Origin of the sequence: Bacillus cereus group sp. N14, from assembly GCF_016483555.1 — a bacterium.
GTDB classification, from domain to species: domain Bacteria; phylum Bacillota; class Bacilli; order Bacillales; family Bacillaceae_G; genus Bacillus_A; species Bacillus_A wiedmannii.
This window is the reverse complement of record NZ_JAEHBQ010000019.1, coordinates 1-14521: the sequence shown is the minus strand read 5'-3', so window position 1 is coordinate 14521 and position 14521 is coordinate 1. Positions and strand designations below refer to the sequence as shown.

The window sequence follows — 14521 nt, the reverse complement described above, 5'->3', positions numbered from 1 at the left end:
TGCAAGAATCTACTTTTCTCAAATTTAAACTTACACTTTACGCCTTCATTCTTTGAAATTCTTTCATTGTATGATTTAATTTTGCAGGGAATGGTACATCCACTTCGATCTCTTCTTTCGTAATGGGATGTAAGAAGTTTATCTTCATCGCATGTAATGCTTGCCCAGACATATATTGCGTTTGTCCACCATATAATACATCCCCAACTAATGGATTACCATTATAGCTCATATGAACACGAATTTGATGGGTTCTACCCGTTTCTAATTGTAACGTTACGAACGTAACATTTTGGTTTTTAAAATACTTCTCTACTTTATAAAATGTGATGGCTTGATCTCCCTTTGGAGAAACACGTCGTCTCGTCGCATGATGGCGATCTCTTCCAATAGCTGCGTCAATTGTTCCTTGCTTACCTTTTACTTTCCCTTCCACAAGCGCCGCATATGTTCTTTTAATTTTTCGTTCCATTAATAAACGATCCATAATTGCACCAGCAATTCTATGCTTAGCAAACACGACACCACCTGTCGTATCTTTATCTAACCGATGAATATGACGAACCTTCGTCTCTAAACCTTGCATTTGAAAATGAAAGGCAACAAGGTTTGCAAGTGTTCCCGTTCCACCTTTTTCCGCAGGATGCGTATCCATCTTCTCAGGCTTATTTACGATGAGTACGTGATCGTCTTCATATACTACATCTAATTCACCATATTCAGGCTCTACATCGTATTCTTCTTCCATAAACATATGTACTTGTAACTTATCGCCTTCTTTTAAAAGCTCATTCCATCTTCTCTGTTCTCCGTTAACGGTAATACCTTTTTCCATACGAAGCTGATGTAACAACTTTTTCGGTATTTCCCATTCTATTTTTAATAACGAATCAATACTTATGCCATTCCATTTCGCTGGAACAGTAATTTCACACCATTCGCCCTTCTTCTTCGTTTCCATACTGTATCACCTTATTTCTATTGATTCTCTCATTGTAACGGAAAATACAATTTGATGCACCGTCAAAAATAGAGGACAGTCTTATAGTAGACTGTCCTCCTCACGCTCTACGCCGTTTCATTTCCTGCAATACTTCTTCCGCTTTTTGCTCATACGATAAATCTTTAAAGAAATCCGCCAATCTTTTATAATCATTATACGTATCTAATAAGTCATCAATTTTTTCTACTTTCATCACTTGTTGTTTTTGCTTCATTTTTACTGGATAACGATAGCCCGATACTTCTTGTATTTTGTAATACTCATCCTCTACTTGAATGACCTTTACAAGTTCCTCCTCTTCCGCATCCATCGTATACCCATCAAAATCTCTAAGTAATTCATAAATGATATGAGTCCATTCATCTTTTGGATAAAATCCTTTTTCTAATCGATAACCGACAATGCGATACATATGCCCATCGTTTTCTGCAAACTGTACTGTATCATTTAGCTTAAACTTAAAATAACGAAACATTGCCTTCACCTACTTATATGTAATGTTCTTATCACATACTATTTGCAAAATGTAGGCCTTGCTATTCATAAAAAAATACTCATCTATAAGATGAGTATTTTTTACGATGATTTTTCTCTTTTCTTTCGAAATGGTAACCACCAGTTCCAATCTCCAAACAGTTTCATTAAACTTGGTACAAGCATAAGACGAATAATTGTTGCATCAAGGAATATTGCTAATGCAACACCAAGCCCCATTTGCCGTACTGGTAAAATATCAGTAAAGGCAAACGCACCAGTTACAACAATCATAATTAATGCAGCTGATGTAATGATTCTACTTGTTGACACAAGTCCTTCTAACGTCGCTTGATCGTTATCTCCTGTTTCTTCATACAGTTCATGAATACGTGAAATAAGAAAGACTTCATAATCCATGCTAAGCCCAAATACGAGACCGAAAATGAAGATTGGTAAGACAAATAGAACAGGACTCGCTTCTAAACCAAAATGCCCACCTTCAAATAACCAAACAACAATTCCTATTGTTGCACTTAAACTAAGTATATTCATAATAATCGCCTTAATCGGAATGAGTATAGACCGGAATGCAAATAATAATATAACAAAGGTCGATCCAAATATAACAGACATACCAATTGCAACTTTATCTTTAATTTCATCTTCTAACTCTTGTTGGAACGTCGTCATCCCGCCTAAATAATACGTTACATCTGTTTCTTTATAATTTTGTTTAAAATCACGAACCCACTGTTTAGCAGTTTCAGTACGTGGTTTTGTTTTCAAAAAGATTTCTATCGTCGTCTTATTTCCTTTCGTATACGCTTCAAATATAGGAGCTAGTTTCGCCGCTTCTGGCGACTCTAACATTCCAGCAACTTGATCTGCTTTCATACGAGTTAACCCGTCGTATAAGCTTCTAACTTCATATACTTTCTTATCATCTTTTAACTTTTGAACGACTTCTTCTATCTTTTGTAAACTTTCTTTTTCTTTCATATCTTTTTTCGTCTCTACCACTAACGTAACATCAGCATGTTTTTTTGCAGTATTATTAAATGCCTCTTCGTACTTCTCATATGCAATTCTTGTATCACTTTGTTTAGGTAGAGCTTCTACGTCAGGGAACTGCAAATTAGCTGTACGTAACGGTAATAAGCAAATAACAATAAACGTTGTAACAATAATAATCATTGCGATTGGATGTTTCATTACAAATTGCGCAAATTTACGCCACGCCTTTGCCGGCGTATGTGCTACTTGATTCTTTTTTAATATTCGTTTCCCAATTAATGATAATAGCGCTGGAAGAAGTGTGAGTGAGAATAAAATACTCATAATCACAACAATCATTCCGCTAATTGCGACAGACTGAATATAATCGATCTTAAAGAAAAACAAGCCGGATAATCCAACAAATACACATAATCCTGAAAATACGATAGCGCGCCCTGCTGTTTGATATGTAATTGCTATCGCTTCTTTTACCGTTCGCTTTGCAACTTCCTCTCGAAAGCGATTTACAAATAATAGCGCAAAATCAATAGATAGCGCAAGTCCAATCATCGGTGCAACATTTAACACAAAGATAGATAGTTCCTTATCGCTACCTATAAAGTATAATATGCCCATCGTACTAATAACACTAAGTGCCCCATTTACAATTGGTAAAATAGATGCCAAAAGGCTACCAAATGAAAATAGTAATACGAGAAATGCAATTGGTAATCCAATCATCTCTGCTACTTTTAAATCATTTTGCGTTCTTTCATTAATCTCTTGATTAATTTTTGGAAACCCTGTAGGCGTTACTTTTAATGCTGCATTACTTTCCTTTTCGATTTTATCAGCAAATTGCAATGTCTTTTCCATTCGTTCTTTATTTGTTTTCCCGGAAAATAAAATTGTCGCATAGCCGATATCATCTTGTAACATTTCTTTATTTTGCACTGGGTGATGGAAAGATTCATATGTCTCTTTCTCTTTTACATTCTTTACAATTCCCTCTACTTGCTTTTGAAATTCCTCATGTGAAGCACCCTTATTTTTTTCAAAAACGAGTAGAAGTGTGTCTTGAGACCTCTTAAAATCTTTATCTAAAATTTCTTTCGTTTTTTGATAGTCCCCTTCCGTTTGGAAACCATCACCGCCCAATACTCCCGGCAGCTTTGGAGCGAAAATACCGAGCGCGATCGCAACCAATAGTAACGCTACAATTACTGTATAACGAAACTGATACAAAAAAGCTCCTAATTTCCCCCACTTATCTACTTTATGTACATTTGTTTTCACACATTTTCACCTACTTTAAATAATTCAATTGTCATTTATACTGTATCACATCTTCGTACAAACAAAAAACGTCTGGAAACACTATAATGATAGTTTTTCCAGACGTTTTTTATCTCTCTTTATTAAGTCCCAATCTCTTGGTAAGTAAACGATGGCAGTAAATCGCCATAATTAACAAAATACCACCTACGCAATAACCAGCTAAAATATCAGTTGGATAATGTACATTTAAAATAACTCTACTTAATCCAATCGATACAATTACAATTCCCATCAAAATCGTTATAACATATTTTCCAGTTACACTCTTCAAATTTGCCGCAATAATATAAGTAAGAAACCCGAATGTCATAATAGATAACATTGCATGTCCACTAGGGAAGCTATACCCAAGCGCATCCAACGTTTCATTTAACGATGGGCGCTCCCTTTTCACAATTTCTTTTATCCCTTTATTAACAAGATGTGTTATTAAAATGCCCATTGGATACACGATCATCGCAGCATAATAACGTTTTCTCCAAAAAACAAGTAAACTTATAGCCAGCGTAGTTACGATCCCGATAGCAGAACCTAATTTTGTATAGTGTGAGAAAAATGTAAGCGAACCTTCTGTTTGTAATCCTTTTACTAATGCTCGGACATATGTATCCATCACTGTAACGCCACCCGCATGTACGCGCCAAGCAACAATGCCAAATACAGCAAGTAATAAAACGATACATACTACCTCATATTGATGCAACTTCTTTTTCAAGCGATTTCCTCCTACTATGAAAAAATGCGATTTCTATTTTAGAAACCGCATTTCCTTACTTATTTACCTTTTGTTTTTAACTCTGTCCAGTAACGATCATAGTCTTTTAACTTATCGTCTACATCAACAAGCCATTCTGTACGATCTAATTCTTCTTTCGTTAAGAAGATCATGTGGTTTTCACGATATTCTTTACTATGAAGAGGATGAGCTTTTTCATTTGGATTACTGTATCCAATTGACTCGTAGTTTTTCACACTTACTTTCTCATCTAATAAGTAGTTCATAAACTTCTCTGCAAGCTCTTTGTTTTTCGCACCTTTTGGAATCGCTAACGTATCAGCCCAAATTGTGCCGCCTTCTTTTGGTACAACATACTCTACATCTTTATTATCTTTTGCGATAAATGCTGCATCTCCAGACCAAACTGTTCCGATCCAAGCATCTTCTGTAATGAATTTTTGTTTAATATTATCTGTATCAAATGCTAATAAGTTTGGAAGTAGCTTCTGTAAATCATTCGCAGCTGTCTTTAACTGTGCATCGTCTTTCGTGCTGTTTGAGAATCCATGCTTCTTAAGACCCATTCCTAACACTTCACGAGAATCATTTAATAAAGTTACATGCCCTTTATATTTCTCATTCCATAAATCAGCCCAGCTTGTAGGTGCTTCTTTCACATACTTTTTATTGTATGCAATTCCTGTTACGCCCCAAGTATATACTAAAGAATATTTATTCTCTGGGTCAAACGCAGGTGTTTTGAAATTAGAAATCATATTTTCGATATTTGGGATATTCTTTTTATCTAACGGCGCTAATAAATCCATTTTTGCCATTGTTTTAACCATGTAATCAGATGGCTGAATTAAATCATACTTCGCGCCACCAGCTTGTAATTTCGCAAGCATTTCTTCGTTACTTGCGTACTTATCATAGTTAACTTTCACGTTATATTTCTTTTCAAAATCTCTTAGCACTTGCTCATCAAAATTATCAGCCCAGCTATAAATATTTAACTCTTCTTTCTTTTCACCACAACCAGCAAGTACACCAGCAACAAGGCTAAAGCTAATTGCTGCGCCGGCTAATCTTTTCATTAATTTCATCGATTTATTACCCCCTCGTACTTTCTATATCGTTCGTATTATAAAGGAAGGTGTCCTCCAGAGTTTTCTTCACCATCTGCACCTTTGTTACGGAAGATTTCAGATAGAACCATTAATCCTACGATAGCCACAATTAAAATTGTAGAAAGTGCATTAATTTCTGGTGATACTCCGCGCTTAACCATACTGTAAATGTATAATGGCAATGTTGTTGATCCTGGTCCTGATACGAAGAAACTAATTACAAAATCATCAATTGATAATGTGAATGTTAATAATGCGGCTGAAATAACTCCTGGTGCAATTGCTGGGAACGTTACATAACGAAACGTTTGCCACGGCGTTGCTCCTAAATCATTCGCAGCCTCTTCTAAATCACGCCCCATACCAGAAAGACGTGCTGCTAAAATAACGACAACAAATGAAATACTAAATGTAATGTGCGCAATAATAATTGTTGTCTTGCCAAGCTCCATACCTAATTGACTAAATAAGATAAGTAAAGATAACCCCATTAAAATATCAGGAATTAATATTGGTAAATACACAAGACCGTTAATAGCCCCTTCATAACGATATTTATAACGATGTAATGCAATGGCGAAAATCACACCAAGAACTGTCGTTACAATCGTCGTTACGATCGCAATCGTCATACTATTTACAAACGCATCAATAACATCTTGCTTTTGAAATAAATCTGTATACCAATGGAATGTAAAACCTTCCCATTCCGCATTAATGCGAGAATCATTGAAGGAATATACCATTAAAACCATCATTGGAAAATACAAGAACAATAAAATTAACCAAGAATAAGAAACTAAAAACTTCTTCATCTTTGCTTATTCCCCTCCGTTCCCATCATATTTATATACTTTCGTTGCACGATAATATAAGTAAATTAACAGAACAGAGAATAGAACAACAATCATAGATAACGCAGATCCAAACGGCCAGTCACGCGCTCCTAAGAATTGATTTTGAATTACGTTTCCGATTAATGCTACTTTCGATCCACCCATAACGTCTGATACAACAAACATTCCGATAGAAGAAACAAACACTAAAATAGAACCAGTAGCAATTCCTGACATTGTCATTGGTACTGTTACATTCCAAAATGCCTTTGCTGGTGTTGCTCCTAAATCATAAGCTGCTTCTAGCTTACGTTTATCAAGCTGCTCAATCGCTGCATACACCGGTAAAATCATAAATGGTAATAAAGAATAGACCATTCCGAGTATTACAGAAGGTGTATTATATAGTAAATTTAAAGGTTCACTAATAATACCTAGTTTCAACAGCAATGTGTTTACAAGACCTTGTGAACGTAAAATAACAATCCATGCGTATGAACGAACAAGGAAGTTAATCCAAAACGGGATCGTTGCCAATAATAAAAGAATGGAACGGTATTTACGATCAACAATTGTAATTGTATAAGCAAATGGATAACCAATTACTAAACAGATTACTGTTGTAATAACTGCAATCTTAACAGTTTCCCATAACGTTCCCATGTATAGTGGATCAAACACACGAGCTATATTCTCTAACGTAAATTGCATTTCCACTGTTCCGTATGCTCCGCGTTGCATAAAGGCAAATGCCAATACAAACAGAAGGGGAATTAGGAAGAAGATTAACAGCCACGCAACTGTAGGTAGTGCGAGTAATTTCCCTTTTTTCAATTTAAGGTCACCTCGTCCTCTTGCTCCCAGCCTACGTATACATTATCTCCAATGCTCCACTGCGCTGCTTCTTCAGCAGTTTGATATGCCATTAGTAATTCTGATGTTTTCTCGTCACGTACATACAGCTTTTCCATATTTCCAACAAACTCAACGTCTTCAATATGTCCAAGATGGTATTCTTTTAAAATCGGCTCTTCAACCGAACGTACTTTTACGTTTTCAGGGCGAATTGCTACATAGCCTTCCCCATTTTTCACAATATTATTTTCACCGATAAATGTCGCAACGAACATTGTTTTCGGCTTATTGTAAATTTCTTTCGGCGTTCCAATTTGCTCAATATGTCCTTTATTCATAACGACAATACGATCACTCATGCTCATCGCTTCTTCTTGATCGTGCGTTACGTATATGAATGTAATTCCTAAATTACGTTGTAAGTTTTTCAATTCACGTTGCAAATCTTTTCTTAACTTAAAGTCTAACGCCCCAAGTGGCTCATCTAGTAATAATACACGCGGGTTATTTACAATCGCTCTCGCAATTGCTACACGCTGCTGCTGTCCACCAGAAAGCTTTGCAGGTTTACGATTACGGAACTCAAGTAACTGCGTTAAACGCATTGCCTCTTCAGCACGCTCTTTCTGCTCTGCTGCCGGTACTTTCTGCATTTTCATACCGAAACAAATATTTTTCTCCACATTCATATGTGGGAATAGCGCATAATGTTGGAACACTAAGTTCATATGACGCTTATATGGTGGCAAATCGTTAATCTTTTCATCATCTAATAAAAGATTCCCTTTAGTTGGTGTTTCAAAGCCTGCGATCATGCGAAGTAACGTTGTTTTCCCGCAACCACTCGGCCCTAAAATCGTTAAAAATTCCCCTTCTTTAATGTCTAAAGAAAGAGGTGGGATAATCACTTGATTTCCAAAATGTTTTTCTACTGCTTCAACTTTAATAATCTTTTTCATTTTCCCGTCCTATCTACCTTAAATTTTAATTTTTATATTCATGAATAAATATTTATGTTCTATAGACTATTTTTTGTTTCGATCCAAACAAAAATGGTTGTTTAGCGTTCTCTTCTATTCTTTATGTAGTATGTTTGATTCATTTTTGCATGATACATATGTCGAACAGAAAAACCCCTTCCATTACGAAGGGGCTATTATCATACGGCTACGCCTACTGATAAACACCATCATCATTTTAACAACTTTCGTATGAATTTTAAAGCACTTTTTGTAGAAGAGTAACGAATTTTCATATCGAATGCCGTAGATTGGGCTAAAATGCTTTTATAATGTGAAAAAGTCCGAAAACTTTCTTCCCCATGATAACTACCTAATCCACTACTTCCAACACCACCAAAAGGTAAATATGGCGTTGCAAGATGATAGACAACATCATTAATACAGCCTCCACCATATGAAATATTACTTGTCACTTTCTTTTGTACTTCTTTATCTTCAGAAAATACATATAACGCTAACGGCTTCGGATGTTGCTGAATTGTGCCAATTACCTCTTCTATGTTGTCGTATTCTATAATTGGTAAAATCGGACCAAAAATTTCATCTTCCATAACAGTACTTTGCCATGTAACATTCGTTAACACTGTTGGTTCTATATGTAAAGTTTCTTTTTTATAGTTCCCGCCGATTACCGTTTTACCATCTTTCAAAAATGAACATAAACGTTCAAAATGACGTTCAGTCACAATTCGTACATAATTGTCATTGTTTAGTGGATCTTCTCCATACTGCTCCGCAATCTCGTGTCGTAATGCCTTGATTAACTGTTCTCTCACCGAAGCATGCACATACATATAATCAGGTGCTACACACGTCTGCCCTGCATTTAAAAATTTCCCCCACACAATTCTTCTTGCTGTTACATCTATTTTTGCATCTTTATGTACAATACATGGGCTTTTTCCGCCAAGTTCTAACGCGAGTGGTGTCAACCGTTTCGCAGCTGCTTCCATCACAACTTTTCCAACACCGACACTACCTGTAAAGAACATATAATCAAACGGTTCCTTTAACAATTCCGTACTCTCTTCTACACCGCCTTCTACTACCGCTACAAGCTCTTCTTGGAATAATCCCTCTAACATTCTCGTAAGCACTTTGGAAACGTTCGGCGTTAGCTCTGACGGCTTTAAAACGATTGTATTTCCAGCCGCCAACGCTCCTACAAGAGGTGCGATTGCTAATTGAAATGGATAGTTCCACGGCGCAATAATAAGTGTCACACCGTACGGTTCAGGTACGACTTTCCCCTTTGATCCAAAATGAGTGAGTGCTGTTCGAACTCGCTTCGGTTTACTCCACGATGAAATATGCTTCAATTGAAAAGAAATTTCTTTTAATACATATCCAACTTCCGTTGTAAACGACTCATGAACTGACTTATTTAAATCTAATTTCAATGCCTGAAATATTTCTTCTTCAAAGCGCTGAATGCCTTTATAAAGCTTCTTCAAATTATTCTTTCTCACTTCTATGCTTCTCGTATGGCCATTATAAAAATATGCCTTTTGTTTATTTACAATAGAAGAAACACTCATTCATTCACCTTCTCCCACTATTTTTATCCAATTCTTTCATTATTTATATAGACTTCATATATAATAAATTTCTATTCGTAAAGTTATATTATATATAATTTTTTCTTGTATATAAAATTCATTGCTCACAAAAAAACTACCGAAAGAAAATCTTTCGGTAGTTTTACTGTATTAACGATATAAACGAACAGCACCTGCAGAATTATCATCGGCTTGTCCTACTACTTCAAACTTCAGGCCAAGATTCGGTAAAATACGTCCTGCATCTGGAATCTGTTTATTAATATACGTTTTCGAATCATCAAACTTCGGTACGCCTGCTAAGCCATTATACGTATACGTTCCGCGCGTTGGAGATACAACTTTCCAAGCTGGCGTTTTATCGAATGAGAACGCTGCATCAGCGATTTGGAATCGTGTACTACTTGCTACTGTTGGTTTACCATTTAAAGTTCCAACAATTGCTTCTGGATGAGAATCAACTACGCCAAGGAAACCATGTCCTGGATGTAAACCAACCCAGTTATCTGTATAAGCTGAGTCTGCATACCATACAACCATACCTGTGTTGTATTCTGGACCGCGAGCATATTTCAATGCGTTATCCGAACCAGCATAGTTTCTCCACTCTACATAATAGTTATGTTTTTTCTTCTCTGTTCCATTAGATACGGCGAATCCATCTAATTTGAACTGCGGTGTACCTTCTGCATCATCAGAGAATACTACTTTACCGTCTACATTTAGTGATGCATTATCAAGTAGGAAACCGTTTAATGCTAAACCACCGTCTGTAATGTACTCAAATGTTAATTTTACTTTCTTACCTTTGAATTGGCTTAAATCGTATGATTTATCAATCCATTTTCCATTTGTTGAATGTGCATTTCCACTATTTGCTTTCTCACCAAGTTTTTCGATTAATGTTTGTTGACCATCTTCTGTTACAGCATGTACTTCAAGAAAATCATACTCTGCTTCAATTTCATACAATGACTTGAAATCAAATTTCGCAGTCGTTGCATTTGTTAAATCGAACAGTGGCGTCTCCATTTTTGTGTGAAGATTGTCACCTTTTGTGCTGTAGTAATACTGCTTACCAAATGCTGGAGCAATTGTTTTTATATCTTTATCTGGCAAGTTAACACGAATCATACCTGGGCGGTTAGATTTCGTAACACTTTGGTCTAAATATGTTGCTAGACCGATACCTTTATTTAATTTCTCGTAATCTACTTCTACGATATTTGCCCAGTTACCACCGATTGTTTTTTGGAAAAACTCTTTATTTTGTGGTGAGAAACTCGTTGGCGTTGTTCCTGCAATGTTACCAGCCCAGCTTCCGCCACTCATAACAGACCAAGCTTGAATTGGTTCACCGTCACCAGTATAGTCTGTATCATACTCATCTGGAAGACCTAAATCATGACCATATTCATGTGCGAATACACCAACTGCGCCATCTTCTGGTTCAATTGTGTAGTCGAATGCTGCGATCTTTCCGCCCCAATATGGAACTTTCGCTTGTGTGCCTTCGATTGGGAATGGTTTTGGTCCAACAGTCCAGCGATGTGACCAAATTGCATCGTCACCTAATTTACCGCCACCTGCTTCTTGTCCAACACCCGCATGGATAATCATTAAGTGATCGATTAAACCGTCCGGTTGTTTTTGATTTCCATCGCCATTTACATCATATTGATCGAATTGGTCAAACTCTGATAAATCAATACCGCTATCTACAGCTGCTTTTAATGCATCTTTTACTAAATCACGTGGTCCTTTTGGCCCTTTATTATCATGACCTGTCGCACCATCTGCACCGTAATCAGCAGCTTTACCAGGAACTGTTAACCATTTTGTAACTGTTCCGTCTACTGTATAACTACCGCCAGATTGCTCTTCGTAATATTGTTTAAACGTTTCGATTTTGCTGCCATCCTCTAATGCGAATGGCTCATTACCGAATAACATTTTTTCATAATGTTCTTTGTTAAAATCGTCAGTATACATATAACCAGGTTCTTTATCAATATTGTTATGTTTAAAGTCAGCGTACTCTACAAGTAAAACGAGTACTTTATCTTTACGAACTTCACCGTTATATTCTTTTCCCTTTGCTGGAGAAGTTGGTACTTTACCATTTAGACCACCCTTAACTGGGCCTGTCGCTGCAGGTGTTCCTGTTGCTGGTTTGTCTAACTTTTCTTTCGTATCAGCTTTCGCATCTTTCACTTTCTTTAAAAAGTCAGATGCTTCTTTCGTAAGTGGGTCCCCATTTGATACTTCTTTCCCAGGATTTTCACCCTTTTTGTTCTCTACGTATTTTTCGACGGCTTTCTTTGTTTCTGTCTCTGAAGCCTTCGAATCAATTACCCCACGGTTTTTTAGCGCATTTGCTAAACGTTCTTCTGGAATTAAATGATCATCGACTGGACTCGTAGCTGTCTTATTCACAGGTGTTTCAGCATATGCAGACTGGCCACCCGCTCCGAATGAAAGACCTAACACAGCTGTCAAAGCGATTGATGACAAAACTTTGAACGGTTTTTTGTTCATCCCTTATTTCCTCCCCTAATAAAAAATATGTATTACAAATTGAATTTTATTAAAAATTCAATATTTTTTCAATATTTAGTTATATTATGTAATTTTTTTAACATATTTGTAAAAATTCCATAGTTAGCATACGAATATATCACAATTCAACAATGTTTTCTGAAAATATTGAAAATATTTGTCAGAAACTTTATAATCGCCATAGAGGGAATTTAATGGGGATTTTATCTTTGTTTTATCTACAAAATATTTGATAATTCACTATATAAAACACAAAATGCGATTGCTTATCATCTATTCTGTAGCAGCAGTTATGACCGATAATTAGGGAGGAATTACATTTGTACAAAGATAAGACTGACGCACTGGACCAAGAATGGCTTGATTTAATACTTGAAGCTCTAGACGCTGGTATCGCCCTGCAAGATATCGAACATTTTTTCCAACGTATGAAGCCATCCAGTCAGGCTCAATAGGCTTGTTCTTTTTAACGAAGTTTATGTTATAATAATGACATCATAAGACGACTACATATTGATAGAAAGGTGCGCAAATATGATTGGAGAACGTATAAAACGCCTTCGCTTACAAAAAGGTATTTCATTAACTGAGCTTGCCGAAAAAGCTGGTGTTGCTAAATCTTACATTAGTTCTATAGAACGAAATTTACAAAAAAACCCTTCCATTCAGTTTCTTGAAAAGATCGCAGCAGTTCTACAAATTCCAGTTGACACTCTACTTCATGATGAAACAACAAAGGAAAATCATTTAGACTCCGAATGGACACAACTCGTTAAAGATGCGATGAGCTCCGGCGTCTCCAAAGAACAATTTCGTGAATTTCTTGAATTTACAAAATGGAAGCAAGATCAAAAATAATAAATAGAAAGAAGTGCTTACAATTGGCACTTCTTTTTTCTTTATAAAAAAAAGCGGGGGATACCCGCTTTTTTATTATTTTTCTTCTCCAGCTTCTTGGTTAGCATTGAATGTCCATTCTAAGTTCAATGAATCACCTTGGAAGATATTTTGTTCTTTCCCATTATCTACAAATTCAAATTGTACCCACAGATAATCCTCTGTGCCTGCTTCTAATCCACCCTTTTCTCCCCACTCAGGAGCAAAGATATCCTTCGCTAAAAGATCTGGATCAGCATTTTGTAAATCAGCTAAAGTTGTTTCATATACAGGCTCACTTTGTTTATCCCAGTTCCAAAGGAATTTTACTTTAACGTGCTTACCAAAGTCTTCACCAGCATTATCACCTTTTGCATCTTTTACAGTATACTTTGTCGCTAGTTTAACATCTTTAATTGTTAATGAACCGCTATTCTTTAATAAGAACTCTTTCTTAATAGAGTCCCCTGGTTTTAAATCTTTAATATCTACAAGCGTTTTAGGGTCTAATGTAAGATCTAACGTCCCAGCTGCAAATGTATTGTTTGATACTTCTTTATCGCTAAAGTAAGCGAATGTTCCTCCACCAATTAAAGATAACCCCAATGCTGCTGATGCAACTCCCATACCTAATTTCTTTTTCAGACTCACAATCAATTCCCCCTAGCTGTTTTTTATATTTTTGTCTCTTATTTTTCAATAAGAGATATAAAGAAAACTATATTAGCTTAGCTAATGTTCGTTCTCTTTTAAAAACCTTAAGTTCATTATAACGAACATCACTCTATAAATACAACAAATATTTATTAGTATTTTCAATTATTTTTATTTCTCAATATTATTTCGTTTTTTCTGAATTCTTACGTTTATATTTTAAGAAATACAATAAGTGCGGGGGCAAATACTCCCTCACACTCATATACATCATTTTTTATACCGGTCGTCAGTTTATTCTGACGATTTCTCATTATGATCCGTGGTAGTAGCCTTTTCATGAGTTCCTTGCTCAAGTTTTTTAGCTGTCTCTACTTGTTTCTGCTCTTCTACCTTCTTCTGCTCTTCTACTTTCTTCTGTTCTTCTACTTTCTTCTGTTCTTCTACTTTCTTCTGTTCTTCTACTTTCTTCTGTTCTTCTACTTTCTTCTGTTCTTC

The 14521-nt window shown here is 36.0% G+C and carries 13 protein-coding genes and 1 pseudogene; 2 read left to right on the top strand and 12 right to left on the bottom strand.

Annotated elements, in window-relative coordinates:
- Positions 1–37: 37 nt before the first annotated feature.
- From JDS82_RS22175 to inhA1, 10 genes are all read right to left on the bottom strand, one after another.
- The gene (locus tag JDS82_RS22175; protein WP_000448333.1) at positions 38–961 is read right to left on the bottom strand and encodes an RluA family pseudouridine synthase; all 924 of its coding nucleotides are present in this window, start codon (positions 959–961) and stop codon (positions 38–40) included.
- Between the two features lie 100 nt (positions 962–1061).
- The gene (locus JDS82_RS22170) at positions 1062–1478 is read right to left on the bottom strand and encodes a hypothetical protein (RefSeq protein ID WP_000490295.1); all 417 of its coding nucleotides are present in this window, start codon (positions 1476–1478) and stop codon (positions 1062–1064) included.
- Between the two features lie 101 nt (positions 1479–1579).
- On the bottom strand, positions 1580–3772 hold the full coding sequence (locus JDS82_RS22165; protein ID WP_061673478.1) for an MMPL family transporter: 2193 nt from the start codon (positions 3770–3772) through the stop codon (positions 1580–1582).
- A gap of 109 nt (positions 3773–3881) precedes the next feature.
- Positions 3882–4529, bottom strand: coding sequence for a phosphatase PAP2 family protein (locus JDS82_RS22160; RefSeq protein ID WP_000727812.1), 648 nt, complete (start codon positions 4527–4529; stop codon positions 3882–3884).
- A gap of 59 nt (positions 4530–4588) precedes the next feature.
- Positions 4589–5638: a spermidine/putrescine ABC transporter substrate-binding protein PotD gene (gene potD / locus JDS82_RS22155; protein WP_000772503.1), complete on the bottom strand. Its 1050-nt coding sequence runs from the start codon at positions 5636–5638 to the stop codon at positions 4589–4591.
- Positions 5639–5676: 38 nt separating this feature from the next.
- Positions 5677–6477 carry a spermidine/putrescine ABC transporter permease PotC gene (potC, locus tag JDS82_RS22150; protein ID WP_000714199.1) on the bottom strand — a complete coding sequence of 267 codons (801 nt, stop codon included), beginning with the start codon at positions 6475–6477 and terminating at the stop codon, positions 5677–5679.
- 6 nt (positions 6478–6483) lie between these two features.
- A complete protein-coding gene (gene potB, locus JDS82_RS22145) occupies positions 6484–7332 on the bottom strand; it encodes a spermidine/putrescine ABC transporter permease PotB (RefSeq protein WP_000715495.1) in 849 nt (282 codons plus the stop codon).
- A complete protein-coding gene (potA, locus tag JDS82_RS22140; RefSeq protein WP_000720323.1) occupies positions 7329–8312 on the bottom strand; it encodes a spermidine/putrescine ABC transporter ATP-binding protein PotA in 984 nt (327 codons plus the stop codon). Before potA ends, potB begins: the two co-directional genes overlap by 4 nt.
- 233 nt (positions 8313–8545) lie before the next feature.
- Positions 8546–9913, bottom strand: a complete 1368-nt coding sequence (locus JDS82_RS22135) for an aldehyde dehydrogenase (protein WP_199713959.1) — start codon at positions 9911–9913, stop codon at positions 8546–8548.
- A gap of 171 nt (positions 9914–10084) precedes the next feature.
- Positions 10085–12472, bottom strand: a complete 2388-nt coding sequence (inhA1, locus tag JDS82_RS22130) for a M6 family metalloprotease immune inhibitor InhA1 (RefSeq protein ID WP_001035922.1) — start codon at positions 12470–12472, stop codon at positions 10085–10087.
- A 341-nt stretch (positions 12473–12813) separates the two neighbouring features.
- On the opposite strand from inhA1, the gene JDS82_RS22125 reads away from it, so the two are divergent.
- Entirely contained in the window at positions 12814–12948 is a 135-nt protein-coding gene (locus tag JDS82_RS22125) for an anti-repressor SinI family protein (protein WP_088091280.1), read from the top strand.
- Positions 12949–13027: 79 nt separating this feature from the next.
- Complete coding sequence (locus JDS82_RS22120; RefSeq protein WP_000578882.1) at positions 13028–13351, top strand: helix-turn-helix domain-containing protein; 324 nt, start codon at positions 13028–13030, stop codon at positions 13349–13351.
- A 75-nt stretch (positions 13352–13426) separates the two neighbouring features.
- Here JDS82_RS22120 and calY read toward each other — a convergent pair whose 3' ends face one another.
- Both calY and JDS82_RS22110 read right to left on the bottom strand, forming a co-directional pair.
- Positions 13427–14020, bottom strand: a complete 594-nt coding sequence (calY, locus tag JDS82_RS22115; protein ID WP_000053728.1) for a biofilm matrix protein CalY — start codon at positions 14018–14020, stop codon at positions 13427–13429.
- A gap of 297 nt (positions 14021–14317) precedes the next feature.
- Positions 14318–14521: pseudogene (locus JDS82_RS22110) on the bottom strand (DUF4047 domain-containing protein); the annotation flags it as partial.

Excerpts from the sequence above, each read along its gene's own strand:
- JDS82_RS22175 (WP_000448333.1), bottom strand. The coding sequence starts at position 961 with ATGGAAACGAAGAAGAAGGGCGAATGGTGTGAAATTACTGTTCCAGCG.
- JDS82_RS22170 (WP_000490295.1), bottom strand. The coding sequence starts at position 1,478 with ATGTTTCGTTATTTTAAGTTTAAGCTAAATGATACAGTACAGTTTGCA.
- potD (WP_000772503.1), bottom strand. The coding sequence starts at position 5,638 with ATGAAATTAATGAAAAGATTAGCCGGCGCAGCAATTAGCTTTAGCCTT.
- potC (WP_000714199.1), bottom strand. The coding sequence starts at position 6,477 with ATGAAGAAGTTTTTAGTTTCTTATTCTTGGTTAATTTTATTGTTCTTG.
- potA (WP_000720323.1), bottom strand. The coding sequence starts at position 8,312 with ATGAAAAAGATTATTAAAGTTGAAGCAGTAGAAAAACATTTTGGAAAT.
- JDS82_RS22135 (WP_199713959.1), bottom strand. The coding sequence starts at position 9,913 with ATGAGTGTTTCTTCTATTGTAAATAAACAAAAGGCATATTTTTATAAT.
- inhA1 (WP_001035922.1), bottom strand. The coding sequence starts at position 12,472 with ATGAACAAAAAACCGTTCAAAGTTTTGTCATCAATCGCTTTGACAGCT.
- JDS82_RS22120 (WP_000578882.1), top strand. The coding sequence starts at position 13,028 with ATGATTGGAGAACGTATAAAACGCCTTCGCTTACAAAAAGGTATTTCA.